At 52.8% G+C, this 23641-nt stretch carries 22 protein-coding genes and 1 tRNA gene; 14 read left to right on the forward strand and 9 right to left on the reverse strand.

Going from position 1 to position 23641, the window contains the following annotated elements; translation table 11 throughout:
- Positions 1-333 precede the first annotated feature (333 nt).
- A complete protein-coding gene (locus tag ABJU74_RS06605; RefSeq protein WP_348383836.1) occupies positions 334-1230 on the reverse strand; it encodes a LysR substrate-binding domain-containing protein in 897 nt (298 codons plus the stop codon).
- A gap of 121 nt (positions 1231-1351) precedes the next feature.
- On the opposite strand from ABJU74_RS06605, the gene ABJU74_RS06610 reads away from it, so the two are divergent.
- From ABJU74_RS06610 to ABJU74_RS06630, 5 genes are all read left to right on the forward strand, one after another.
- Positions 1352-1813 carry a nuclear transport factor 2 family protein gene (locus ABJU74_RS06610; protein WP_348383835.1) on the forward strand — a complete coding sequence of 154 codons (462 nt, stop codon included), beginning with the start codon at positions 1352-1354 and terminating at the stop codon, positions 1811-1813.
- A gap of 46 nt (positions 1814-1859) precedes the next feature.
- Positions 1860-2507 carry a glutathione S-transferase gene (locus ABJU74_RS06615; protein ID WP_348383834.1) on the forward strand — a complete coding sequence of 216 codons (648 nt, stop codon included), beginning with the start codon at positions 1860-1862 and terminating at the stop codon, positions 2505-2507.
- 150 nt (positions 2508-2657) lie between these two features.
- Complete coding sequence (locus ABJU74_RS06620; protein ID WP_348383833.1) at positions 2658-4637, forward strand: hypothetical protein; 1980 nt, start codon at positions 2658-2660, stop codon at positions 4635-4637.
- 194 nt (positions 4638-4831) lie between these two features.
- A complete protein-coding gene (locus ABJU74_RS06625) occupies positions 4832-5356 on the forward strand; it encodes a DUF3598 domain-containing protein (RefSeq protein ID WP_348383832.1) in 525 nt (174 codons plus the stop codon).
- Positions 5353-6012 carry a hypothetical protein gene (locus tag ABJU74_RS06630; protein ID WP_348383831.1) on the forward strand — a complete coding sequence of 220 codons (660 nt, stop codon included), beginning with the start codon at positions 5353-5355 and terminating at the stop codon, positions 6010-6012. Before ABJU74_RS06625 ends, ABJU74_RS06630 begins: the two co-directional genes overlap by 4 nt.
- Positions 6013-6241: 229 nt before the next feature.
- Here the strand turns inward: ABJU74_RS06630 and ABJU74_RS06635 are convergent.
- The 3 genes from ABJU74_RS06635 to ABJU74_RS06645 all read right to left on the reverse strand — a co-directional run bounded on the left by ABJU74_RS06635 (position 6242) and on the right by ABJU74_RS06645 (position 8919).
- Positions 6242-6316: transfer RNA gene (locus ABJU74_RS06635), tRNA-Thr, on the reverse strand.
- Between the two features lie 255 nt (positions 6317-6571).
- Complete coding sequence (locus tag ABJU74_RS06640; RefSeq protein ID WP_348383830.1) at positions 6572-7057, reverse strand: thioesterase family protein; 486 nt, start codon at positions 7055-7057, stop codon at positions 6572-6574.
- Positions 7058-7137: 80 nt separating this feature from the next.
- The gene (locus tag ABJU74_RS06645; RefSeq protein WP_348384030.1) at positions 7138-8919 is read right to left on the reverse strand and encodes an aminopeptidase P family protein; all 1782 of its coding nucleotides are present in this window, start codon (positions 8917-8919) and stop codon (positions 7138-7140) included.
- Between the two features lie 182 nt (positions 8920-9101).
- Here ABJU74_RS06645 and ABJU74_RS06650 point away from each other — a divergent pair, with 182 nt between their 5' ends.
- Positions 9102-11177: a S9 family peptidase gene (locus tag ABJU74_RS06650; protein WP_348384029.1), complete on the forward strand. Its 2076-nt coding sequence runs from the start codon at positions 9102-9104 to the stop codon at positions 11175-11177.
- On the forward strand, positions 11174-11566 hold the full coding sequence (locus ABJU74_RS06655) for an acyl-CoA thioesterase (RefSeq protein WP_348383829.1): 393 nt from the start codon (positions 11174-11176) through the stop codon (positions 11564-11566). Before ABJU74_RS06650 ends, ABJU74_RS06655 begins: the two co-directional genes overlap by 4 nt.
- Before the next feature lie 10 nt (positions 11567-11576).
- Here the strand turns inward: ABJU74_RS06655 and ABJU74_RS06660 are convergent, their stop codons facing one another.
- Genes ABJU74_RS06660 through hemC form a run of 3 tightly spaced genes read right to left on the reverse strand, consistent with a single transcriptional unit; the run spans position 11577 to position 14240 of the window.
- Positions 11577-12551, reverse strand: a complete 975-nt coding sequence (locus ABJU74_RS06660; RefSeq protein ID WP_348383828.1) for a mitofilin family membrane protein — start codon at positions 12549-12551, stop codon at positions 11577-11579.
- A 49-nt stretch (positions 12552-12600) separates the two neighbouring features.
- Complete coding sequence (locus tag ABJU74_RS06665; protein ID WP_348383827.1) at positions 12601-13284, reverse strand: uroporphyrinogen-III synthase; 684 nt, start codon at positions 13282-13284, stop codon at positions 12601-12603.
- Positions 13281-14240, reverse strand: a complete 960-nt coding sequence (hemC, locus tag ABJU74_RS06670; protein WP_348383826.1) for a hydroxymethylbilane synthase — start codon at positions 14238-14240, stop codon at positions 13281-13283. The genes ABJU74_RS06665 and hemC overlap by 4 nt, the downstream gene beginning before the upstream one ends.
- Before the next feature lie 41 nt (positions 14241-14281).
- On the opposite strand from hemC, the gene tsaD reads away from it, so the two are divergent.
- The 3 genes from tsaD (at position 14282) to ABJU74_RS06685 (ending at position 17962) form a co-directional block, all read left to right on the forward strand.
- Complete coding sequence (tsaD, locus tag ABJU74_RS06675; protein WP_348383825.1) at positions 14282-15316, forward strand: tRNA (adenosine(37)-N6)-threonylcarbamoyltransferase complex transferase subunit TsaD; 1035 nt, start codon at positions 14282-14284, stop codon at positions 15314-15316.
- Positions 15313-16308 (forward strand): NAD(P)H-dependent glycerol-3-phosphate dehydrogenase, encoded by a 996-nt coding sequence (locus ABJU74_RS06680; RefSeq protein ID WP_348383824.1) that lies wholly within the window; start codon positions 15313-15315, stop codon positions 16306-16308. Before tsaD ends, ABJU74_RS06680 begins: the two co-directional genes overlap by 4 nt.
- 148 nt (positions 16309-16456) lie before the next feature.
- Positions 16457-17962, forward strand: coding sequence for an oligosaccharide flippase family protein (locus ABJU74_RS06685; protein ID WP_348383823.1), 1506 nt, complete (start codon positions 16457-16459; stop codon positions 17960-17962).
- Between the two features lie 23 nt (positions 17963-17985).
- Here the strand turns inward: ABJU74_RS06685 and ABJU74_RS06690 are convergent, their stop codons facing one another.
- Positions 17986-18984: an adenosine kinase gene (locus ABJU74_RS06690; RefSeq protein ID WP_348383822.1), complete on the reverse strand. Its 999-nt coding sequence runs from the start codon at positions 18982-18984 to the stop codon at positions 17986-17988.
- 106 nt (positions 18985-19090) lie between these two features.
- Here ABJU74_RS06690 and ABJU74_RS06695 point away from each other — a divergent pair, with 106 nt between their 5' ends.
- Both ABJU74_RS06695 and ABJU74_RS06700 read left to right on the forward strand, forming a co-directional pair.
- The gene (locus tag ABJU74_RS06695) at positions 19091-19789 is read left to right on the forward strand and encodes an EI24 domain-containing protein (protein WP_348383821.1); all 699 of its coding nucleotides are present in this window, start codon (positions 19091-19093) and stop codon (positions 19787-19789) included.
- 1 nt (position 19790) lies between these two features.
- A complete protein-coding gene (locus tag ABJU74_RS06700; RefSeq protein WP_348383820.1) occupies positions 19791-20156 on the forward strand; it encodes a hypothetical protein in 366 nt (121 codons plus the stop codon).
- Here the strand turns inward: ABJU74_RS06700 and queG are convergent.
- Positions 20134-21282 carry a tRNA epoxyqueuosine(34) reductase QueG gene (gene queG / locus ABJU74_RS06705; RefSeq protein ID WP_348383819.1) on the reverse strand — a complete coding sequence of 383 codons (1149 nt, stop codon included), beginning with the start codon at positions 21280-21282 and terminating at the stop codon, positions 20134-20136. The two genes, ABJU74_RS06700 and queG, sit on opposite strands and share 23 nt — an antisense overlap.
- A gap of 44 nt (positions 21283-21326) precedes the next feature.
- Between queG and ABJU74_RS06710 the strand changes: the two genes are divergently transcribed.
- Positions 21327-22307: an ATP-binding cassette domain-containing protein gene (locus ABJU74_RS06710; RefSeq protein WP_348383818.1), complete on the forward strand. Its 981-nt coding sequence runs from the start codon at positions 21327-21329 to the stop codon at positions 22305-22307.
- Complete coding sequence (locus ABJU74_RS06715) at positions 22304-23503, forward strand: ABC transporter permease (RefSeq protein ID WP_348383817.1); 1200 nt, start codon at positions 22304-22306, stop codon at positions 23501-23503. The genes ABJU74_RS06710 and ABJU74_RS06715 overlap by 4 nt, the downstream gene beginning before the upstream one ends.
- Positions 23504-23641 lie beyond the last annotated feature (138 nt).

Below are 23641 nucleotides of genomic sequence, written 5' to 3' on the forward strand. Positions count from 1 at the left end.
TGGATCATTTTGTTATCCCGCAAAAGGGCGCCTCCCCTTCCACTCAATTGATATTAGCATTTGATAAACAAGCGAAATTGCCCCTAGCCTAACCGACCGGACCGACCGGAATAGGCTTAGGTAGACTAATCCAGTTTGAGCCATTACCCGCCAGAACCAAATCGACGGCCGAATTTCTCCACGCTATCATTTTGGTTTAGCGGCGCGCAAACAATTCCCGACGTTCGTTCGTCTCTTCGACTCTGGTATTAACTGCACAAAGTTAGGCAACGCAATTTTCTGCTTTCATCATTCTATACGGTGGAAATACGGAGCGCCGCTGAATGCCAGTACCTAATTCAAAACGGCGACTGCGCGCAGGCGCTTCGAGGCAAGATCGACAAAGGCGCGAACCTTGGCCGCTGCACGACGTCCTTCGACATGCACCAGATTGATCGGTAAGGGCTCTGGTTCAAAATCCTCCAGCACAGTCTGCATCGCACCACTTTCGAGATCAGGTCCGATCTGATAGGATAGAACCCGCGTCAAGCCCCAGCCTTTGCGCGCCACTTCAATACCTGCTGCGACACTGCTCACCACAAGGCGTGAATTGATCCGAACCGATTGGTCCATCGCAAAACCAAATTTCCATTCCAGAGATGGGCTGACCGGACTGATTGCAACGGTTTTGTGCGACGCTAGATCATCAGGCGCACCCGGCATGCCATGCTTGGCAAAGTAACTCGGTGAGCCGCAAATCACTCGGCGCACACGGCCAACCTTCACAGCCGAAAGATCAGATGACGGCAGATGCCCGAGGCGCACTGCGATATCAAACCCTTCCTCAACCAGATTAACGACGCGATCGACCATGACGACCTCGACCGACACATCCGGATAGAGGTCGAGATATTCCGTCAAAACAGGCATGACGTAGATACGCCCAAATTCATGCGAACAGGTTAGGCGGAGCTGACCGACAGGGTTTCTCGCTGCACCGGCAGCCGCATCATTTGCCGCCTGTAAATGTTCCAGTATCTGGCGAGCATCCTCCAGGTAGGCTTGACCGACATCGGTCAGCCTCACTCGCCGCGTGGTGCGCGTAAACAGTCGCGTACCAAGCCGTTCTTCAAGCGAGTTTATCCCGCGTGTTACCGATGGCGGACTAAGTCCGGTCGTGCGAGCACCGCCTGCAAAGCTTTGCGCTTCAGCCACAGCAACAAACACTTTGAGAGCTTGGACTTGATCCATAGGCAGATCAATTACTACTATTAAACAAAATAATCCATTTCAAAATTTCAATATTCTTTTAGCATTTGGATGGTCGTATCTCCAATGCGTTCGCAACCCGCCCAAGAAAAAAGGAAAAACCATGCGTCCCCCGCTTCCCCCGTTCACTCGTGAAAGTGCAATCGAGAAAGTTAGGCTTGCTGAAGATGGCTGGAATGGCCGTGATCCGGCGAAAGTCGCACTCGCCTACACATCAGACAGCAATTGGCGTAACCGTGCCGAATTTCCGCATGGCCGCAAAGAAATCGAAGAATTTCTGACCCGCAAATGGGCTAAAGAACTCAACTATCGACTGATCAAGGAGCTCTGGGCGTTTGACGGTAATCGCATCGCGGTTCGTTATGCTTATGAATATCACGATGACAGCGGCAATTGGTTCCGGGCCTATGGCAATGAGAATTGGGAGTTCGACATCGATGGCTACATGGCTGAACGCCACGCCAGCATCAATGAACACCCAATTGCCGAAGAAGACCGCAAGTTTCGCTGGCTGCTTGGTAGGCGCCCTGATGACCATCCTGGGCTGTCAGATCTTGGCCTTTAAAAAAACGCTATTTCGCCCATCAAAAATTCAATGAAAGGAATTACCGATGAACACCAACTTTCCCGCAAATGCAGCCCCTATCAAGCTCTTTCGCGTCGCCAAATCAGGCCATAGCCACCGGGCTGAGCTGATGCTTGCCTTGATGGATCTTCCTTATGAAACGGTGGATCTAGACATGGCCAATGGCGCGCACAAGGCGCCTGATTACCTTGTAATCAACCCGTTTGGTCAGGTTCCAGCGATTGACGACAATGGCGTCACATTGTCCGATTCCAATGGCATCATCGTTTATCTGGCTGAACGCTATGGCAACACTGCTCAATGGACGGGGCAGGATCCGGTTGAGAAAGCACAAATCCAGCGCTGGCTTTCAGTCGCGGCAGGCGAAGTCTTCGCAGGACCATGCTGCGCACGCCTCGTCACCGTCTTTGGTGCACCTTTTGATCACCAAGCCTGCATCGCAAAATCGCATGCTTTGTTTGAAATCATGGAAAAACACTTGGATGGTAAGAGCTTCCTTGTCGCAGAACGGCTGACTTTAGCTGATATAGCCGGATATACCTACATCGCCCATGCGCCAGAGGGCGGTGTAAGTCTGGATGCGTATCCCAACATCCGTGGCTGGCTGAGCAACATCGAAGCGCAGCCGCGCTTCGTTGCGATGACAAGTTCGCCGATTCCTGCAGCCGTATAAACCAACCCAAGTGAGCCATATCATGATTATAGCGCAAGACGTCTTCCATCCCGGAGATAATGCTAGAATCCGTGATACAGCAATCTCCTAGGCTAGCACGGCTGATCCGAAAGTTAGCCGCGCCAAATATCACTGTTGAAAGGACTGAAAATGACCGCAGGACATCCATGGCATAGTGGCGAGGCGCTGGTTCAAGAGCGCCGTGGTACACCCCGCCAACTATCAATCTCGGCGCCATATCATATCGAAAAGGATATGCCACAACAGCACGCGGAGTTCTTTAACGGGCTGCCTTACCTGCCATTGGCGACTATGGATAAGCGGGGTCGGCCATGGGCTAGTATTCTGGTCACCATGTCGGACAGTGATCCGTCTATTGGCATCACAACATTTAACCGCAACCAGACTGATGTCGTCGCCGAGGTGAACCAATACGACCCCTTTGTTCGAGCTCTGGGACCAAATCAAAATCCATCTGGCGATTATTGCCGCCTATTTGCTGGAGTAGGGGTCGATTTCTCCAATCGTCGGCGCAACAAACTGGCAGGCCTCATAAAGCCTATCTCACTCGACGCCGAAGGCAAAATAAGCCTGCGATTGATTTCCGATCAGCATCTGGGCAATTGCCCCAAATATATTACGGTTCGCTCGCTGGAACACAAAGCTCGAAAGGCTGAACTGGCTCTCGATAGCTTTGATGCGCTCACAGCCGCTCTGCCAGATGCGTCAAAAAATCTGATTGCTCGGGCAAGCACCGTGTTTCTTGCTACAAAACACAGTGCCCACTCTGATGGATCGTCTGAGGATCAGGGGGATATGGGCTTTAATCATCGTGGCGGAAGTCCGGGCTTTGTTCGAACTTATGAACAGAAAGACGGCGATATCATCACGTCCTATCTTGTCCTGCCAGACCATTCTGGAAACCGCTTCTACCAATCGTTGGGGAATATCGAAACTGACAAACAGGTTGGGCTTGCGTTTCCCGATTTTACCACGGGCGATGTTCTTTACATCACTGGTAATGCTGAAAACCTGTACGATGCGGATGCAGAAGCTATCATGCCGAGAGTTAGCCTGCTTACGCGTATCGAAGTGACTGGGGCGGTGTTTGTCAAAGGCGCGTTGAACCTGCGGCTTGGGTCGGAGGAACAATATTCTCCTTACAACCCGCCAGTACGATATCTTCGGTCTGAATTGGACGCGATGGGCCACATCGCGGATGTGGTTGAGGCGTCCAATCCGATTGGGGCAACACTCGTTTCGAGCCAGAAAATCTCCGATACAATTCATACATTCAACTTTGAGTTGTCGGAAGCGATTGAAACGCCAATGCCCGGCGGCTTCGGCATCTTCGATTTCTCTGGGATGCTCGATTCCGGGTATAGCCACATGAATGAAGCCAATCCACAGTTGGTGAACGAAGACTTTGTTCGCACTTGGACTCTCTCAAGCGCGCCAGAATTTGATGCAGAGAAAAACCTGTTCCGATCAACCAATCAAGTCAGCGTGACGGTCAAACGCATACCAAGCGGCCTGATGTCCAATTTCTTGCATGAATATGTAGCCCAACAGCTAGAGCAACCGATGCGGGTGGATTTTAAAGGCGCTGGCGTCGGGTTTAGTTGCCTTACTCCAGACCCCGAAGGAGGACCACCAACTATTCCGGCAAAAATGCTCTGGGTCGCCGGCGGTGTTGGTATCACGCCGTTTTTGGCGATGTGGGACGGGATTGTGAATGTAGCAAAAACCCTCCCAAAACAGTTGTCTTCTGACATCATTTTAGTGTTCTCTGGTCGCGACGATGACATCAACGTCTTGAGGCACTTCCTGGCGACTAGCAGTGCATTGCCGGAAAACCTTAAACTTCGCGTCCTTGCTTTTCAAAGCGCGGGCGAGGTTTCGGCAGAAGCCCAAACAGCGCACGATATCCTGACACAGGAGTTTCCCAATGCGGCTTTGAGCACTGAACAAAGGCGTGTCCAACTCGCTGACTTAGAAGCAATTGAGGAGTTGCTTGATAGAGAGATTTTCCTGTGCGGACCGGACGCCTTGATGAACTGGAGCAAGACCGCACTTCGTGAGCTGGGCGTCAAAGAATCCAAACTGAATCAAGAGCAGTTTGCTTTCTGATAGCAGTCATCGGTCGCAACAAAGATATTGCGAGAATATATGGCAATGGGCGCATGCAATGAGACGATATGGTCAATCCAGATTCAATCTCATACTTGAACCCGTCAAATATCCGGCACCCTCAAACTCTGGCGCACATTTGCGCGAAGCTCGAATAGGGCTTAGTGCTTGATAGACAGGGAGGGGAATTGGAAATGGGAGGGACAATCGAGGATGCAATGCCGCTTCTCGTCCGCCACGTCGGCGTTTGGCAGGGCGAGTATGTTCATCTCGACAGTAAGAACCGTGAAATTGACCGCCATCGCTCAACTTTGATTTGCCGATTGACCGCACACGATGCGACTGAGCAACTCGTTCAATCAAATATCTATGACTGGCCGAACCAAACGAGAGAGGTACGCTACTTTAAGGCAACTCTTTCCAACGACCGGTTGATTATCGAGAATGAGAATATTGTCGGTTGGGTTGCCCCGCTGTCGCTCGACCAAACACAACGCACAGTCATGGTGGCTTGGACAAAAACCGATGACCCAAGCTTTCGCTATTATGAAATGATTACTCTTGCAGAGGATGGAAACTCAAAAAGCAGGACCTGGCATTGGTATCATAACGGAATGCTCGTTAAACGCACTTTGGTCGATGAGAAGCTCATTTCCAGGGACTGGGCGACCTATGATGACCCCTCATACTATCAGTACATCCCGCGAGGTGCGCGATGACCTACTCCGTTCTTATTGTTCTCCATATCGCGGTACTGGGCTATTGGCTTGGCTCGGAACTTTGCATCAATAGCCAATACCGGTTTGTTTGTTACCGCAGCGATATCGAATTCGCCGCGCGCGATGCGGTGAACGATCATCTCATGGATATCGACCAGCACGTCAGATACGCATTGATCCTACAATTTGTTCTAGGTTCATTGCTGGCGCTGGAAATCGGCTATTTTGACGGAGGCAAACTGGCGCAATCCTTGGTTGTGACCTTTGGTATCGCTTGGCTCGCACTTGTCGAGGCGGGGCATCGGCTGCGCAAGCAGAGTGTAGGGTCTCTGCTCGCCAAGATTGATCGAGGCGTGCGTTATTCCGTCGCATTCGCTCTCCCGGCAGCGGCATTGTTCGTTTTTGCTAATGCGCCATTCTGGCTGGGTGCTAAACTGTTGCTGTTCAGTGGAGTCATCGCCTGCGGCGTGGTGATCCGATTTGTCCTTTTCAAGCATTTCGAATATTGGGGATTGATGGCAAAGAATGGACCCGATGCAGAAAATAATCAGGTGGTTCAAACCACTTACAAGCGGGCCACGGCCGTGCTTGGCATCCTTTGGCTATGCATTGCAGGGATTACGATCTTGGCGGTACTAAAGCCTACATTGGCGTAGTAAACACCCGTCAGTCATCAGGTCCGCATTGTCCTTCAGAATCGGACATGAATCTCCGGCGGCAATTGGGCCATCGAGACAAACACCACAAATCATTGATATCGTGTGGTTCTGAACGGTCTCTGGCTATCGAATGGAACTGCATAAAACCGGTAAGCACCGGTATTGTCGGGGAAATTAGGGCATCTCAATATGCGTCTAAGTATTTTATATATAAGGGTAAAAGAAATGGTGCTGCTAGGGAGAATTGAACTCCCGACCTCGTCATTACCAATGACGCGCTCTACCACTGAGCTACAGCAGCACTATGTTCAAAAGCAGGAGCGGTTGGCTCCAAGCCACGCGCCTATGGCGAAATGGTTAAGGACTTGTCAAGCGGAGTTGCATTTTTGATGGGACGCTGCCAAATATCCGCCATGCCAAAACCACAACCCAAATCTGAAAAAGAACGCAAGGAAGCTGAAAAAGCGGAACGGCTGACCCAGCAACTGCGTGCGAATCTGAGACGGCGAAAGGCCCAGGCCAAAAATCTGGAAGCGGGAAACAGCCAGTCTTAGAGCTATTCAGCCGGTATCGCGCGGTCCGGAGCAATAATTTCAAATTCCATGACTGCATCGACAAAACTCTGCGCCACCGGCGTGACCGTCTCCGTCGCAGGGTCGAACCACACATAAGTCAGCTTGACGATATTGAGCAATTTATCATCTTTGACAATATGGGCGATGGCAGAATAGCTGGTTCGGCCGAACCGTGTGATTCGCAAACATACATCAATCAAGTCATCCGCCTTGGCCGGCGCCAAAAACTCGACTTCTGCATGGCGCACCCAGTTGTCGCCGCCAAATAGTTCCACAAATTTTCCGAGCGAATCTTCATTGCCGGTGGCGCCGACAAGCGCGCGAAAATATTCGGTGACGCCAACATCCGCAAAGGCGAGATAATTCGCATTAAATACAATGCCTTGCATATCCGCCTCAGCATAGCGCACGCGCACGGGAGTGATCAGACGAAAGCCCGCACGGGGGTCTTGAATGTCCTGAGTCATAAAAAGATGATTATCCTAGAGAGAGGAGAATAACGATCCGCCAAACAAGCGCCGGATCAAAACCGCTGCTTAATCTGGACCTAAAGCGGCTGACATTGCGTCTGCAACCAATTGGCAGCTTCGCCTTCCAGTTGCGGTGCTACAATATCCAGGACTTGCTGATGATAATCATCCACCCATTGCCGTTGATTGTCGGACAGCAGCGCCCGGTCGATCAACCGCCGATCCAAGGGCGCATAAGTAAGCGTTTCAAATCCCAACATCTCTTGTTCGGCGCCAGGCACCTGGCGTTGCTCAACCAGAATCAGATTTTCGATGCGGATGCCAAAGGCATCGGTTTTATAATAGCCTGGTTCATTCGAGCAGATCATGCCCGCGACCAGTGGCTCGTTGAAACCGCCAAAGGCTGCAATACGCTGAGGCCCTTCATGAACGGAAAGATAAGCCCCAACGCCGTGACCGGTCCCATGGGCGTAATCGACACCATCGGCCCAGAGATATTGACGCGCCAAAATATCCAACTGGCCGCCCGTGGTACCGGCCGGAAACACAGCCTGAGCAAGCGCGATATGGCCTTGTAATACCTGAGTATAGCGCTTGATCATTTCTGCTGTCGGTTCGCCAACCGCCATGGTGCGGGTGACATCGGTCGTACCGTCGCGATATTGTCCGCCACTATCGACCAGATAAAGCGTTCCCGTCTCGATCGCGCGGTTGGTTTCTTCATTCACACTATAATGGCACAAGGCCCCATTTGGTCCGGTGCCCGAAATCGTGCGGAAGGACAGATCCATAAGCTTTTCAGACTGGCCGCGAAATTCAGCCAGTTTCGCTGCAACTGACAGCTCGTCGTGACCACCTTTTGGTGCTTCCAAGGAAAACCAGTGTAAAAATTTGCTGAGCGCGGCGCCATCACGCGCTTGCGCTGCTTTATGTCCAGCCACTTCCGTTTCATTTTTGATCGCTTTGGCCAATATTGTCGGATCGCGCCGCTGAACAATGGTCGCTCCGGCATCTTTCAATTGGCCAAAAATCGCCGCGACCGAACGCTCGGGATCGACACCCACAGATTGTCCATCATATTCGCTCAGCGCATCGGAAAATTCGCTATAATCTCGTACCGAAACCGCATTGCCCAGATGCACCCGCACTTCATCGCTTAGCTTTTCGGGTGCCACAAAAAGCTCTGCACCGCCGTCGGCCTTAACAATCGCATAGCCCCGGGGAACCGGCGTGTTTGCTATATCTTTGCCGCGAATATTAAACGCCCAAGCGACCGAATCCAAGGCCGCGATAACCGTAGCATCTAATCCTTCTTCGTTGAGCCAAGCCGCTATATCGGAGCGCTTGTCTGCTGCGGTTTTCCCGGCAAATTCATCTGGCTGAACGTCGAGCTTAGCCAAAGACGGTTCTGGTTGATCTTCCCAGACCTTATCAATTGGATTGGTTTTTACTGCGACCAATTGCGCTTTTTTCGCATTGAGTTTCGTCGCCGCTGCTTTCGCCCAATCTTGCGTATGTAGCCAGGCGTCATATCCAATTGCCGACGATTCCGGGGCGTTTTCCCCGAGCCAGGCGACAACGGATTGGTCCGCGGTCCCGACATATTCATAAAGATTGCCATCCACCTGATCGCGCACTTGAATAGTGTATCGCCCATCCACAAAAATCGCCGCTTTGTCTTTCAAAACAACCGCCGATCCCGCTGATCCGCCAAAGCCGGTTAACCAAGCTAGGCGTTGCGCATAATCGCCAACATATTCACTCATATGCTCATCACAAATGGGAACGACAAAACCGTCCAAACCATCTTTCGCCAATTGTTCGCGCAAAGCGACGAGCCTTGCTTCATAAGTGGACATTAACATGGTCTGCGAAACTCCTTGAATTAGCTGCTCGACAAACACATAGGTGTTTTAGACGATTTCCGCCACCAAATTCACAAATGAGAGGCGTCATGAAACTGAATATTTTTCCCCTGCTATTAGCCGCTGGTCTGGCTACCGCACCGGCTTTCGCTGATTCTCAAACAACAGAAGAGACTATGACAAAAAAACTCGACACCCCCCCGGTCGCCGAACAACGGCCCCATCGCTATGAGCGCCACGGCTATACCATCTTGGATCCCTATCATTGGCTAAAAGATCAAAGCTATCCCAAGATTGATGATGAAGATGTGCTCGATTATTTGAAAGCCGAGAACAAATGGTTTGAACAGAATATGGCGGGGCAAAAAGCCCTTACGGATTCGCTTTTCGAAGAAATGAAAGCCCGGATCAAAGAAGATGAATCATCGGTGCCTCAAAAAGATGGCGACTGGATCTACTGGTCAAAATTTGAAGAAGGCAAACAATATCGGCAACATTACCGCAAGGCCGTCGCCGGTGGCGATGACATATTGATCCTCGATGAAAATGCCTTAGCAAAGGACAAGGAATATTTCCGGCTTGGCGCCATGTCAGTATCCCCAGACGGCAAGCTATTGGCCTTTTCGGTCGATGATACCGGCGCTGAACGCTTCGAAGCGCGGATTAAGAATCTGGAAAGCGGAGAGATGCTCGGGGATGTCATTCCTGGAACGCTTTCAAGCTTGGTGTGGTCGGCCGATTCCAAAAATGTGCTTTACGGTCTCGCCAATGAAAATTGGCGCACCGACAATGCCCGATTGCACGTCGTGGGCACAGATATTAGCGATGATATTGAGCTGTACAAGGAAAGTCAGGATGGCTTCACGGTCGGCATTGGTCTGACTCAATCGGAAAAATATATCACCATCGCGACAGGCGATAACGAAACCAGCGAAGTGCGTCTCGTGCCTGCCGACAATCCCACCGCGACGCCGATGGTCATTTCACCGCGCAAAAAGGGCCGTGAATATTCAGTCGAGGAACATGACGGAACGCTCTATATTCTCACCAATGATGATCATGTGAATTTCCGGTTGGCTACGGCGTCGCTAGACGAGCCCGGCAAATGGACAACGCTGATTGCCGGCTCCAACCAATTTTATCTCACCGATGTAACAACCTTCCAGAATTTTTATGTGACAGAGGGTCGCGAAAATGGTCTCGATCAGGTTGAAATTCGATCCTATGACGATCCCGCATCCATACAGCGGATCGATTTTCCCGAAGCCAGTTACAATGCCGGTCTCGATGATAATCCCGAATATAACGTGTCGAAATTGCGGCTCGACTATGAATCCATGGTCACACCCGATACGGTTTTGGATTATCATCTCGTGGATAAAAAACTCGAGACCCTCAAGGTTCAGGAAATCCCGTCCGGCTATGACGCCAGCAACTATCGCACGGAGCGTGTCAGTATTGAAGCGCGGGACGGAACGATGGTGCCGGTATCCCTGGTCTATAAAAACGGCACCAAGCGCGATGGCAGTGCGCCGCTGCACCTCTATGCTTATGGTGCCTATGGCTATGCCGTACCGCCCAGTTTCTCGACCACACGGCTATCTTTGATCGATCGCGGCTTTATCTATGCCATTGCCCATATTCGCGGCGGCGATGATTTGGGCCGGGACTGGTATCTGCAAGGCAAATTAATGCAGCGCACCAATACATTTAATGATTTTGTCGATGTCGCCAACGGCCTCGCCGAAAAAGGCTATACTGCTAAAGGCCGGATCAGTGCCTCTGGTGGGTCAGCTGGGGGCGAGTTAATGGGAGCTATTGTCAATAGCGACCCGGACCTTTGGGGAGCAGTCGTTGCGCATGTTCCATTTGTCGATGTGCTCAACACCATGCAAGATGAAAGCTTGCCACTCACACCTGGCGAATGGCCAGAATGGGGCAATCCGATCACCGATAAAGCGGCATTTGAATATATTCGCAGCTACTCTCCTTATGATCAGGTCAGCGCTCAAAATTATCCGCCGATGTTGATCACCGGTGGCCTTAATGATCCGCGGGTCACTTATTGGGAACCGGCCAAATGGACAGCAAAATTGCGCGCGACCAAAACCGACGATAATATGCTTTTGCTCAAAACCAATATGGGAGCCGGCCATGGCGGTAAATCTGGTCGGTGGAATCGCATTCAAGAAGTGGCCGAAGAATTTGCATTTATCCTGTGGCAAATGGATTCTGACACCGCACAGAAATGAACGACTATATCCTCGAAATCACCGCCCAACCTGCGGACATTGACGTGCTCGGACATGTCAATAATGCGGTCTGGGTGCGCTGGATACAAGATCTCGCCACCGCACATTGGCAAGCCACGGCGCCGCAAGAAGATATTGACCGCTTCATATGGGTCGTAACCCGGCATGAAATTGACTATCGCGGCAATGTAAGCGCGGGCGAGACAGTTACCGGACGCACATGGATTTCGGATCCCCCGAAAGGCGCGCGGTTTTGGCGTAATGTCAGTTTCTCCGGAACCGATGGCAAAATCAAAGTATCCGCCAAAACCAATTGGGCGATTATCGATCAAACAAGTGGTCGGCCGGTGCGGGTTCCTCAAAAATTGTCCGCACTTTTCCTGCCCTAAATTCTCATAATCAAGGTGCTGGTATCGGGGTTGTGGGCGCCAAAGGCGACGGTTGATCAACCCGTTCTCCTTCTGATGTCCGCAATTGCTGCGGTTCCAATATCGCTGCCGTCTCAATAACGTCAAGGGCGCGGCGCGCTTCATTATAGCGCCGGGCGCTCTCCATCCATTGGTTGGTCAAATCGTCATCATTGTCGCTGCCTGGCAATTTTTCAATTTCCGCAATTGCCGCTTCGACATTGCCATTTTCCACATAACGTTTGGCCCGGATCAAGCGTTGCTGGGGAACCGGAGAAGGCGATCCATCCCGGCGAATGACGAAAAGCTCAGACATTTCGCGCTTTATATCTTCCCAGAATCCGGCATCGGTAGAGCCACTGGTCAAGGAAGGGCCAATATCATCGAGACTGGTTGCCAATTCTTCCAAGGTGACTGGTTCACGCGAGGCGTTGATAATTGTAGTCACCGCTCGGGGTTGCGCATCACCAAAGCGCAGGCGCAATTGCGATTCAATATAGCCCAAAGGCGATCCGCGATCGAGGGCCCGGCGAGCGGCAAAGGCGATCAGCAATCCCTCTGCGCGAGCGGCGTTACCGGAAGCGGCCTGCGCCTGCACATTGATCCGCGACAAGCGATCCTCAAGATCGGCAACGCGCACAGCAAGAGCGCGTTCTTTATCCGGTGTCAGAGCCGGAACTTCGGTGGGCACAGGCTTGACCGGTGGCGGCGGCAATACCGTTCCATCGGCGTCAATTCTATTGGCTAAGGCGGTCGCCGGATCCGTCGCAATATTATCCTGCCCGGCCGCAGCGCCAGCCGCAGTGACCGCTGCCGGACTATCGTTCTCAAACGGATTATAGCGCGAAAACAACCAACCCGCGAGGATGGCGCCGCCGACAAATGCGACCAGCATTAAGACCAGAACATTGCGGGTCATATTATTCTTTCCACCAGATGAGGTGATTTTTTCATAATCCCGGCTCATTCCACTTCCTTAGGTCTTGCTTGCGGGCGATTGACCCGATCCAATATGGCTATCGCTGACATAGGCCTCTCGCCAGAGACAGTAAAGCATCGTCAGTAGGCTGATCCGCAACCGCAACCGATTCCCAGCCTTGGCCAGCGGCTTGGGCAATGGTTGGCGACAATGCAGCAATTATATGCATCCCAGGTTCGAGACCGGCTTTTGCCATTTCTTCGGCTAATATTTTGGCGGCACGGGCAGAATATAGCAATATCACCCGACCTTCGCGTAGCGCGGCGCGCGCTTTCGCCCCGAGCGGAAGCGCGCGCGCATGATAGACTCGGCACAGCGTGAATTTGTGCTCGCTAGCGGCCGTTTTAATGTGATCTTTGCCGGACAGCCGCAATATATGATGATAGCGATCTGCCGGCAATTCAGCCAATAGCGCATCAACACCGCCGGTGCCGATTTGGGCAATGCGGAATCCTTTTTGACGCGCGCTTTCGGCTGTTGTTTCTCCCACCGCCAGCACCGGCAAATCAGCATATTGGTTCAGTTCTGCTCCCGCAAATTCCACCGCATTGGCACTGGTCACCATTAACGCGTCGAACTCATCCGGAGGCGGCGGTGTCCATTGCAGCGGTTCAATGACAAACAAGGGATCAACCGTACAGGTCATGCCCATTTGCTCGGCTTTGTTCGCCGTTTGGCGGGCGCTTTGAGCTGGCCGGACAATCACAAGTGATCGTGTCATCGGCCAAAAACAGCCTTGAGTTCGGAACTAGCCTGTCCCAAAATTTTGCGTGCTAGCCGAGCCGGAGCTGCCACATCACCGGTGATAAAATCCGAATGGCCGTTGATCGATTCACTGCCATCAGCCAACAATATTTCGACCCGCAGATTCACATCAAGCCCATCGACCTGCGCATAGGCTGCGACCGGACTATGACAATCAGCGGTCAATTCTTTGAGAAACAAGCGCTCTACCGTGACAGCGCGCGATGTGTTGGTGCAGGAGATTTCCTTGAACACACGCCGGATATGGTTCGATTCGACCAATGTTTCTACTCCAATGGCACCCTGGGAGGGCGCGGGCAGCATATCATCAATTGACAAATTCTTGCCCACTGCCTCCATTTCCAACCGGTCAAGACCAGCACTGGCCAATAGCGTTGCGGTATATTCGCCGTTGCGAATTTTATCCAAGCGGGTTTGAACATTACCGCGTATCAATCGAATATCGAGATCAGGGCGCTGCCGCAGCAATTGTGCGCGGCGACGCGGTGACGCTGTGCCAACGACAGCCGCTTGCGGCAACGACGCAATTGAATCTGCTCCCACAAGGCGATCTCGAACATCTGCACGTTTCAACATTGCCGCGATTGTGAAGATTTCCGGCCGAAGCGTTTCCACATCTTTCATGCTGTGAACGGCGCAATCAATCTCCTGGTCATGAAGCGCGCGATCTAATTCTTTCGTCCACAACGCTTTGCCGCCAAGATCCGCGAGAGCACGGTCCTGAATTTTATCACCAGTGGCAATCATCGGCACCAGTTCGACCTGATCCGGCCGCCAACCATGAGCAGATAAAATGGCCGACGCCACCATTTCTGCTTGCGCCACAGCCAATGGAGATTGACGCGTGCCAATCTTCAAGGGCCGGTCTATCCCGGCTAATAAATTACGTTTCGGACTGCGATTGTCTGTCATAGCTCTTGTCCTAATCCCACCATGGCTTAAGTAAAAGAATTATGAGTATAATTTTGGGCATTGAATCCAGTTGCGACGAAACAGCAGCGGCGTTGGTCACTTCAGATCGTGAAATTTTGTCCCATAAACTCGCTGGGCAAGAAGCTGCGCACGCCCCTTTTGGAGGCGTTGTTCCGGAAATCGCAGCCCGTGCTCATGCCGAAATTATCACGCCGCTGATCGAAGCAGCCCTCACAGAAGCGCAACTCAAACTGGAGCAAGTGGAGGCTATAGCGGCAACCGCGGGACCGGGTCTTATCGGCGGTGTCATGGTCGGGTTGGTCACCGGCAAGGCCCTTGCTATGGCCGCTGATAAGCCGCTTATCGCGGTCAACCATTTGGAAGGGCACGCTTTATCACCGCGCCTCGCCAATCCCGACTTACAATTTCCCTATTTGCTGCTGCTCGCCTCTGGCGGCCATTGTCAGATATTACGCGTTGAGGGCGTGAATGCCTATCGTAGACTGGCCACGACTATCGACGATGCAGCAGGGGAAGCCTATGATAAAACAGCAAAAATTCTAGGACTTGGCTATCCCGGCGGTCCCAAAGTCGAGGCGTTGGCGCGAACCGGCAATGCCGCCGCGGTTCCCTTGCCTCGCCCTCTCAAAGGGTCGAACGAACCGCATTTTTCTTTTGCCGGTTTGAAAAGTGCCGTGGTCAGAGCCCATGACAGCCAGGCTTATGAGCCGCAAGATATTGCCGCCGCTTTTCAGCAAGCCACCGTTGATTGCTTGGAAGACCGATTGGAAAAAGCCATTTCAGACCATGGCCCGGCCCCTGATTTGGTTGTTGCTGGCGGCGTTGCAGCCAATGGTCCCATCCGCGCCATGTTAGAACAGCTGGCCAGCCGCCATGATATGCGATTTACCGCGCCTCCTCTCTGGCTGTGCACAGACAATGCGGCGATGATCGCCTGGGCCGGTGCGGAACGTTTTGCCGCCGGCCATACCGACTCACTCGATTTTGTAGCTCGGCCTCGCTGGCCACTCGACCCTGCGGCTGAAAAAGCGCGCGGGGCGGGAGTGAAAGCATGACCCTATCGACAAGCAAAATTGGTGTGATCGGAGCGGGCGCCTGGGGAACAGCTTTGGCTCAAGTGCTGTCGCAAGACCAAGAAGAATTGCTGCTTTGGGCGCGTGAAACCGAGGTCGCAGCCGATATTAACCGCCGGCATGAGAATATGATATTTCTGCCTGGACATGCACTAAATCCGCATATTCGTGCCACGTCAGACTTGGCGGAACTGGCAACCTGTGAAATCTTGTTGATCGTGACGCCAGCGCAGTATTTGCGGGCAAGTCTCGCGGCTCTGCCGGACAGCCGGGCGACCTTAATTTTATGCAGCAAAGGCATTGAAGAATCGACTCAGCTATTGATGAGCGAGATTGTTCAAGACATCCGCCCCGACAATGCTTTGGCGGTTTTGTCTGGACCCACTTTTGCCCATGAAGTCGTTCAGGGACTTCCCACCGCTTTGACCTTGGCCTGCGCTTCCGAGCAAATTTGGAATGATCTCTATCCGTCTATCGCCAAGCCCATGTTTCGCCCTTATTTTTCGGATGATATTATTGGCGCAGAAATTGGCGGTGCAGTGAAAAATGTCCTCGCCATCGGTTGCGGTGTGGTCGACGGCGCGGGCCTTGGTCAAAATGCCCGTGCTTCGATAATCAGCCGCGGATTTGCAGAGATGCTGCGCTATGGCGTAGCGCGCGGCGCGCGAACCGAAACATTGTCCGGTCTATGCGGTCTGGGTGACTTGGTATTGACTTGTTCTTCTACCCGTTCGCGCAATTTTTCGCTCGGCAAAGGATTGGGCGAAGGGCAATCCGCGGAAGAGATGCTGGCCGATCGGGCTACCGTGGCGGAAGGCGCAGCAACTGCGCCGGTATTGCAAAAAGATGCGCATTTGCGCGGCATAGATATGCCGATTGTCGATGCGGTATGTGCGCTACTTGCCGGACAAACAGATTCGCGTTCCATTGTTGCTCAACTGATGGGGCGGCCTCTCGTTTCCGAACAACGCTAGGGCAAAAGATGACAAGCCGAGTGGAGTGCGGTAAAGCGGCGCTTCACGCAACCGGCCGTCCGTCCTTGCTTAGTTTTACCAACCGGAGACATGTTTTTTGACCAGCCCGGATTCTTCAGGTTCCCCTTCGGATTCGGCCGTCGGCAAAATGGCATCCCGATCAGATGATGGCCAAACCGAGACCGTCACTGGCGATGACAATAAAGAAGATATTGCAGCACTGGCGAAAGGTGGACGCACCAATATTTTCGGATTTTTGCTGCGTCTCGCGGCGCGCTTGCCTTTTCTTTTCATTGCAGGACGGATTTATGGCGCGGAGGCCCTAGGGCGCTTTGCCTACGCAATTTTGATCGTCGAATTTGCCGCCCAACTGGCTACTTTGGGTTTAAAAAGAGGGTTGGCCGAACAGCTGAGCCGGACAAAACGGCCCCATGTTCATGTTGTTTGGGATGGACTGTTGGTAAGTCTCTTTGCGTCGCTTCTAGCGGCGATATTACTGATATTAGTCCCGCAAATCATGTTCCCCAACAGCCAGATTAATGGCCTCGATCGATTCCTGCCCTTGGTTATATTTACCATTGCCGGAGCGGATATCGCGCTGGCTGCTCTCGCCTATCGCTATGATATTGCATCAACCGTGCGGGCGCGATCGATCGTCGAACCATGGACGATTAGCATCGCGGCTTTCTTATTTTCCTATTATTCTTTGCGGGACGGATTGATCCTGTCTTATGTCGTGTCGATGATCGCGGCATTGATCGCATCCTTATGGCCGCTGTTCAAAAGCTACGGGCTGCCCTGGGGATGGCGACCCAAACCCCTCGCCATTGCCAAATTAGCGCGCCACAACATGCCTCTGGCCGCAGCCGATGCCGCTGAATGGGGCTCGCGCAGGCTGGATCTGGCCATATTGGGGCTGTTCGCTTCTCCGGCCATTGTCGGCATCTATTATATTGCGCAGCAAGTCGCCAGCTTGCCGCAAAAACTCAAAACGAGTTTCGATCCCATTCTTGGCCCGGTCATTACCCGAAATCTTGAAGCCGGAAATATGAAAGCCATTGCCAATCAAGTTAGCCAGGTTGGTTTCTGGATTATCGCGGCGCAAGCCGGTATTGCCTTGGCCTTGGCTATTCCTGGCGAAGCGGTCATGGGACTGGTCGGTCCGAATTTTGTTGGCGGAACGGGTGCCCTAGCTTTTCTTTTGGCAGCAGAAGCCGTGGCCGCGACCGCTGTCGTCAGCGAAGCCGCGTTGGTCTATATTGCGCGCCATCGCAATTTACTTATCTCTTTATCGATGCTGCTGTTGCAAGCCGCGCTCAGCGTTGCCTTCATTCAAATTTGCATGCGAATGGGATGGTCGCCACTCTTTCAGGCTGCGGCTGTCGCCGCTGCACTTATGGTGGCTCTGGCTTATGCCTCGGTTGTCAAAGCAGTCTTTCTATCCAAATTGCTCGACGCTCCGGTCAACGGATGGCGTTGGTCGCTGATCATTGCAGCGCTGGTTGCGACAGCAATTGGATATCTCGCGACCTATCTGCCGGAATGGGCCGAGCTCATCATTGGCATACCGATGATATTGGGCAGCTATGCCTGGGTCATCTGGAAATGGGGCTTCGGGCCGGAAGACCGCAAATTGTTCAAAATGAAAAACTGACGGTAAACCGATTCCCTCAAAGCTTAACTTAGGCGATGTGCAACCAATGCGCGTAGATCAGCTTCTGGCCGCGCACCATAGTGAGAAATAACTTCTGCCGCTGCAATCGCACCGATGGTCAAACATTCGTCCATTGGCCGCTCTTCAATATACCCGCTTAAGAAACCGGCAGCAAACAAATCACCCGCACCGGTAGTATCTATGATTTTTTCAACCGGTTCCGCAGCCACGGCAAATGTCTTGCCATTTTGCACCGCAATTGCCCCTTGCTCGCTGCGGGTCACAACCAAGGTTTCAACCTGCGCTGCAGTTTGCGCCACGGCGGCATCAAAATCCTCTGTCTCGCACAAGGATTTAATCTCCGCTTCATTGGAAAATAAAATGTCGATCATGCCGTCCTTAATCAGCCGGGCAAAATCATCCCGGTGACGCTCGATGCAAAAGCCGTCCGACAAAGTGAACGCTACTTTGCGGCCATTGCTGCGAGCAATATCGATCGCCAAAGCCATGGCCGCCTTGGGTTCTTCTGCATCCCATAAATAGCCTTCGAGATATAATATCGCACCGCTGGCGATCAGATCGGCATCCACGGCCGCTGGTGGCAGAAATTGTGATGCGCCCAAAAATGTGTTCATTGTCCGCTGCGCATCGGGAGTGACGAGGATCAAGCAGCGCGCCGTTGGCGGCTCTTTCCCTAGCGGCGGTACGTCAAAATCAATACCGGTAGCGCGAATATCATGTGTGAATACTTCGCCCAATTGGTCATCTGCCACTTGCGCAATCAAAGCGCATTGCCGTCCCAAGGTGGACGCGCCGGCCAATGTATTGGATCCCGAACCGCCGCTAATTTCCCGGGCCACGCCCATATCCCGATAGAGCTGCGTCGCCCTTTCGGCGTCGATAAGTGTCATCGAGCCCTTTTGAAGCTGTTCTTCTTCGAGAAACGCGTCGTCCGCTTGTGCGATCACATCAACAATGGCGTTGCCAACAGCAACAATATCGTAACGGGCTTCGGCAGTCATAATTTATCCTTCACTGAGAGGCATTTCCGCGCTGTCCGTTACGGGTAAGGAGCGCCCGATTCAAGCAGAATTGACGCGAAGCGCAAATCCATGACATGGGTTAGCGATGATTGATGCGATGCTTCTCTCCCTTGGCCAGCTTTCCGACCGACCCATCGTGGCGCTGTTGTTGAAAGTTTTGTTGATTTCATTGCTGCTATTGGCGGTGTTTGGGGTCGGCGCGTATTTCCTCCTGGTGTGGCTATTCGCGCTTACCGGTTTAAATGATGGTGGTGTCTGGGCAGCGGTTGCGGCTGCAGTTATTGCAGCATTGACAGCAATTTTCCTGTTTCGCGTCATTGCTATTTTTGTTCTCAATATTTTTTCCGATGATGTCGTCGATGCGGTCGAAGCCCGCCATTATCCAGACCGAGCCGAGCAAGCAAAACCGCCTGGCTATTTGCTGGGATTGAAAATGGGATTGGCATCCGTGGGCCGGGCCGTTGGCTATAATTTGCTCGCATCGCCGCTTTACATCATCTTGCTGGTCACCGGTATTGGCGCACCAGCGGCCTTTTTCGCAATTAACGCTATTTTGATCGGCCGAGATCTCCAGGATATGGTGGCCGCTCGTCATGTCGGCGATATCAGGCATATTGACGACCAGTGGCAGATCAACAAAACAACCCGTTTTGGGCTGGGTCTAATCACCGCTCTGTTGCTCGCCATTCCGTTTGTCAATTTTCTTGCACCGGTTTTGGGAGCCGCTATGGCTACCCATTTGGTACATAAGAACAGAGCCATCGGACAGAAAGAAAGCAATTGATATGAAGCGCAATTTAAGTCTCTTCTTGGTGTTGCCCAGTTTGGCGGCTTGCGCGTCCACCAGCACTGTGACCACCCCAGCGCTCCCCACCGCTGCCGCCTCACCGCTTAACACGGTGGCAGGGCTGGAACTGGTAATGGGAAAAACCGCTAATCAGCTAAAACGGCTATTCGGTAATCCCCAGGCCGATGTCGTCGAACCGCCAGCCCGAAAACTGCAATTTGCCAGCGGTGCCTGCATATTGGATGCCTATCTATATCCGCAGCAATCAGGCGGTGAAGGACGGGTTACCCATATTGACGCGCGGCGCAGCGACGGGGCCGAAGTAGACCGTGTTTCTTGCGTCAACGCGTTGCGGATCCGCTAAGCTCCAAAGCCTGCCATTCAGCGGCGACATCGGGATTTTTTTCATCCTCCACACGCCGATTCTTTTCTTGGGTAAATTGCTCCAGATCGAGCTGCTGCAAGGCCCAAATTGCGGCGCCGCGGACGATTGCGGTCTCGTCATCCAAAAGAGCGATGACCGCAGGCAGCAATGCTGGATCAGCGCTGTTCCCGGCTGCGATCAGACAGTTGCGCACCATGCGATTGCGGCCGGACCGCTTGATCGGCGACCCGGAAAAAATTTTGCGAAACGCGGCATCATCCATGGCTAACAAATCGGCCAGAGCCGGTGCGGTCAGTTCAGCACGCGGCAAAAAAGCTTTGTTGGCCGCGGCTGTTTGGGCAAATTTATTCCACGGGCACACGGCCAGACAATCATCGCAGCCGTAGATATGATTGCCCATGGCCGCGCGATATTTGTGGGGAATCGGGCCTTTGGATTCAATCGTGAGATAGGAGATACAGGCCTGCGCATCCAGTTTATAGGGCGCAGGAAAGGCATTGGTTGGGCAAATGGTCTGACAAGCCGAACAACTGCCGCAGCGATCTCGTCCGCTTGGCGAGGCTTCCAACTCCAATGTCGTATAAATAGCGCCGAGAAATAACCAGCTGCCATGCTCTTGGCTGACCAAATTGGTATGTTTGCCTTGCCATCCCAAGCCAGCCGCTTCAGCTAGAGGTTTTTCCATTACCGGCGCGGTATCAACAAAGACTTTCACGGCACAATCCGCCTCGTCGACAAGCCATCGTGCGGTCCGTTTTAAGGCGCGTTTGACCACATCATGATAATCTTTGCCCTGAGCGTAGACAGATATTCGCCCATGATCAGGAATATCGGCCAGTGCAAAAGGGTCTTGCGCGGGAGCGTAACTCATGCCCAGCATGATCACTGAGCGCACCTCGGGCCAGAGATTTTCCGGACTGGACCGCTGATCCGCGCGGCTTTCCATCCAGATCATGTCGCCATGCTGACCGCCGGCCAGCCAATCGTGCAAGCGCTGGGCCGTCACCGGGGCCAAGGCGGCCGGTGCAATACCAACAGCGGCGAAACCCTGTTCCCGTGCCATTTTTTCCAGGCTTTGGCTTATTCTTAACTTGTCATCAGGCATAGGAGGCCACTATCAATCACCGTGTCCCATTAGGAAAGCCGTAAATGACTTCCAGTGCACAAGAAATAAGCGCGACCAATGCCGTTGAAGCGCATCAGATCGTCAAACGGTTTGATGGTGAAACCGCTGTTGATGGGATTGATCTGACGATCAAAAAGGGCAGTATCTTTGGAATATTGGGGCCGAATGGCGCGGGCAAGACCACAACATTGCGCATGTTGCTGGGCATTATCGATCCGGATGAAGGCGAGCGCTATTTGCTGGGGACAGACGATCCGATCAGCAAGTCCCATCAAGTGGGCTATTTGCCAGAGGAACGCGGTCTCTACCAGTCAATGAAGGCCTTTGATGCCATCGCATTCATGGGCGCGCTGCGCGGTTTGTCGCTCTCCGAAGGGCGCAAACGGGGCCGCGCGATGATGGAAGAACATGGTCTGGGCGATGCCGTCGACAAGCAAATTCGGCAATTGTCCAAGGGCATGGCCCAAACCGTGCAGCTCTTGGGGACCATCGTCCATGAACCGGACTTGATCATCCTCGATGAACCATTTTCCGGCCTGGATGCGTTGAATCAAGGCAAGCTTGAACGGCTCATTCGCGGACAAGCAGACAAAGGCGTCACGGTTATTTTTTCCACTCATGTCATTGCCCATGCCGAACGTTTATGTGAGGAAATCGCCATTGTTGCTAATGGCAAAATTCCCTTTACCGGCAAAGTATCCACCGCACGCGACCGGCTGCGTCCGCAAGTCCATCTGGAGACCCGCGACCTCGATGGACCATGGCGCTCAGCCATTCCAGCAGATTGCAAGCCGTTGGGGCATAACTGGCATTTTACCCTTCCCGAAAGCGGGGTTGAACCGCTGCTAAAAGCCCTGGTCGAAGGCAATGCGGGCATACAGTCCCTGTCCATAGAACGGCCCGGTCTGCATGACGCTTTTGTCCATATTGCCGGCGAAGCGGTTGCGAAAAAAATGGATGAGGATCTTGCGGCGGATGCCGAATTGCAAGGAGAAGCCGCATGATTGAGACTATCCGCGCCGCTTTTGTAATCGCTCGCCGAGATTTCACCGCGATTATTTTTTCCAAATCCTTTTTCTTCTTTTTGCTCGGTCCGCTTTTTCCATTGATTATCGGTATTGCCGCCGGCGGCCTCGGTCAGCAAGTGCGCCAGGATATAGACCGGCCGATCATCGGCGTTGCGCTAGAAGAAGGCCAAGCCGCCAAGCTTATCGAAGCGCGCACAAGCCTCGCCAAGAACATAGGAAATGGCGCTCTCCCAGAATTTCTCCTCTTGCCCGATGCCGATCCTCTCGATCCCAATATCAAAGACTGGCTCGATAGCGCCGACAAGCCTTTGACGGCCATCATGTCGGGCACGCTGGAAAAACCGGTGCTTACTGGTTCTTCGCGTGATGTTAAGCGATGGACCGGGAAGATCGCGCTCTTGTCAGAAACCGCCTTGTCTGGCTCCAATCCGATAAGCGTGAAAAATGACATTGTGGTTGCCACGAGCAGCTCAAAAAAGCGGACGCAACTGGCCACGGCCCAAGGCGGACAAATCATATTAATCCTGCTGACCATGATATTGGCCGGCATGGTATTGTCCAATCTGGTGGAAGAAAAGACCAACAAGATTATCGAAATACTTGCCGCAGCCATTCCCATGGATGCGATTTTTCTCGGCAAGCTATTTGCGATGCTGGGCATGGCCTTGGTCGGGATTACCGTATGGTCATCCCTCGGCTTTATCGGAGTTTCGGTGATCAGCGCGGGCATGCCCGACCTCCCTGCGCCAGCCATAGGCTGGCCGATTTTTTGCGTGCTGATGGTACTCTATTTCTCGATGGCCTATTTGCTATTGGGCTCCCTGTTCCTTGGCATTGGCGCAATGGCCACGACTGTGCGTGAAGTCCAAACCCTATCCATGCCGGTAACGATGGGACAGTTGCTGGTCTTTTTCCTCGCCGCCTTCACGGTGACCAAATTGGGCGAACCCATGGAATGGTTCGCGGTGATCTTTCCGTTCAGTTCTCCCTTTGCGATGATTGCCCGCGCCGCGCAGATGGACAATATCTGGCAACATGGCGCCGCGCTGATCTGGCAAGCGATGTTCACGCTGATCATCATCCGCTTTAGCGTGATGTTGTTCCGCCGGAATGTCATGAAGTCCGGCAATAGCGGTCGGAAAAAAAGCCTGCTGGCCCGCATGCGAGGCTAGAATTTCATCGGGCCACAACGCCGAAAATCTCGCGCCATAGCGGACATGGGCCGAAAATTTCGTTGACATTGCTGTCAATAAAGGCAGATTAAACGGGTTTTGAAACGCAACCGATTGTCAAAAATAGGCAACGGGAGG

The sequence above is a fragment of the Parasphingorhabdus sp. genome, from assembly GCF_039982415.1.
GTDB lineage: Bacteria > Pseudomonadota > Alphaproteobacteria > Sphingomonadales > Sphingomonadaceae > Parasphingorhabdus.

Bases quoted from the DNA above. Each gene is read 5' to 3' on its own strand.
- hemC (WP_348383826.1), bottom strand. From the start codon at position 14,240: ATGACAGACAATCGCAGTCCGAAACGTAATTTATTAGCCGGGATAGAC.
- ABJU74_RS06715 (WP_348383817.1), top strand. From the start codon at position 22,304: ATGATTGAGACTATCCGCGCCGCTTTTGTAATCGCTCGCCGAGATTTC.
- ABJU74_RS06645 (WP_348384030.1), bottom strand. From the start codon at position 8,919: ATGTCCACTTATGAAGCAAGGCTCGTCGCTTTGCGCGAACAATTGGCG.
- ABJU74_RS06710 (WP_348383818.1), top strand. From the start codon at position 21,327: ATGACTTCCAGTGCACAAGAAATAAGCGCGACCAATGCCGTTGAAGCG.
- ABJU74_RS06650 (WP_348384029.1), top strand. From the start codon at position 9,102: ATGACAAAAAAACTCGACACCCCCCCGGTCGCCGAACAACGGCCCCAT.
- ABJU74_RS06690 (WP_348383822.1), bottom strand. From the start codon at position 18,984: ATGACTGCCGAAGCCCGTTACGATATTGTTGCTGTTGGCAACGCCATT.
- ABJU74_RS06620 (WP_348383833.1), top strand. From the start codon at position 2,658: ATGACCGCAGGACATCCATGGCATAGTGGCGAGGCGCTGGTTCAAGAG.
- ABJU74_RS06660 (WP_348383828.1), bottom strand. From the start codon at position 12,551: ATGAGCCGGGATTATGAAAAAATCACCTCATCTGGTGGAAAGAATAAT.
- ABJU74_RS06685 (WP_348383823.1), top strand. From the start codon at position 16,457: ATGGCATCCCGATCAGATGATGGCCAAACCGAGACCGTCACTGGCGAT.
- ABJU74_RS06700 (WP_348383820.1), top strand. From the start codon at position 19,791: ATGAAGCGCAATTTAAGTCTCTTCTTGGTGTTGCCCAGTTTGGCGGCT.
- ABJU74_RS06655 (WP_348383829.1), top strand. From the start codon at position 11,174: ATGAACGACTATATCCTCGAAATCACCGCCCAACCTGCGGACATTGAC.
- queG (WP_348383819.1), bottom strand. From the start codon at position 21,282: ATGCCTGATGACAAGTTAAGAATAAGCCAAAGCCTGGAAAAAATGGCA.
- ABJU74_RS06665 (WP_348383827.1), bottom strand. From the start codon at position 13,284: ATGACACGATCACTTGTGATTGTCCGGCCAGCTCAAAGCGCCCGCCAA.
- ABJU74_RS06680 (WP_348383824.1), top strand. From the start codon at position 15,313: ATGACCCTATCGACAAGCAAAATTGGTGTGATCGGAGCGGGCGCCTGG.
- ABJU74_RS06640 (WP_348383830.1), bottom strand. From the start codon at position 7,057: ATGACTCAGGACATTCAAGACCCCCGTGCGGGCTTTCGTCTGATCACT.
- ABJU74_RS06630 (WP_348383831.1), top strand. From the start codon at position 5,353: ATGACCTACTCCGTTCTTATTGTTCTCCATATCGCGGTACTGGGCTAT.
- ABJU74_RS06605 (WP_348383836.1), bottom strand. From the start codon at position 1,230: ATGGATCAAGTCCAAGCTCTCAAAGTGTTTGTTGCTGTGGCTGAAGCG.
- ABJU74_RS06625 (WP_348383832.1), top strand. From the start codon at position 4,832: ATGGGAGGGACAATCGAGGATGCAATGCCGCTTCTCGTCCGCCACGTC.
- ABJU74_RS06695 (WP_348383821.1), top strand. From the start codon at position 19,091: ATGATTGATGCGATGCTTCTCTCCCTTGGCCAGCTTTCCGACCGACCC.
- ABJU74_RS06615 (WP_348383834.1), top strand. From the start codon at position 1,860: ATGAACACCAACTTTCCCGCAAATGCAGCCCCTATCAAGCTCTTTCGC.
- ABJU74_RS06610 (WP_348383835.1), top strand. From the start codon at position 1,352: ATGCGTCCCCCGCTTCCCCCGTTCACTCGTGAAAGTGCAATCGAGAAA.
- tsaD (WP_348383825.1), top strand. From the start codon at position 14,282: ATGAGTATAATTTTGGGCATTGAATCCAGTTGCGACGAAACAGCAGCG.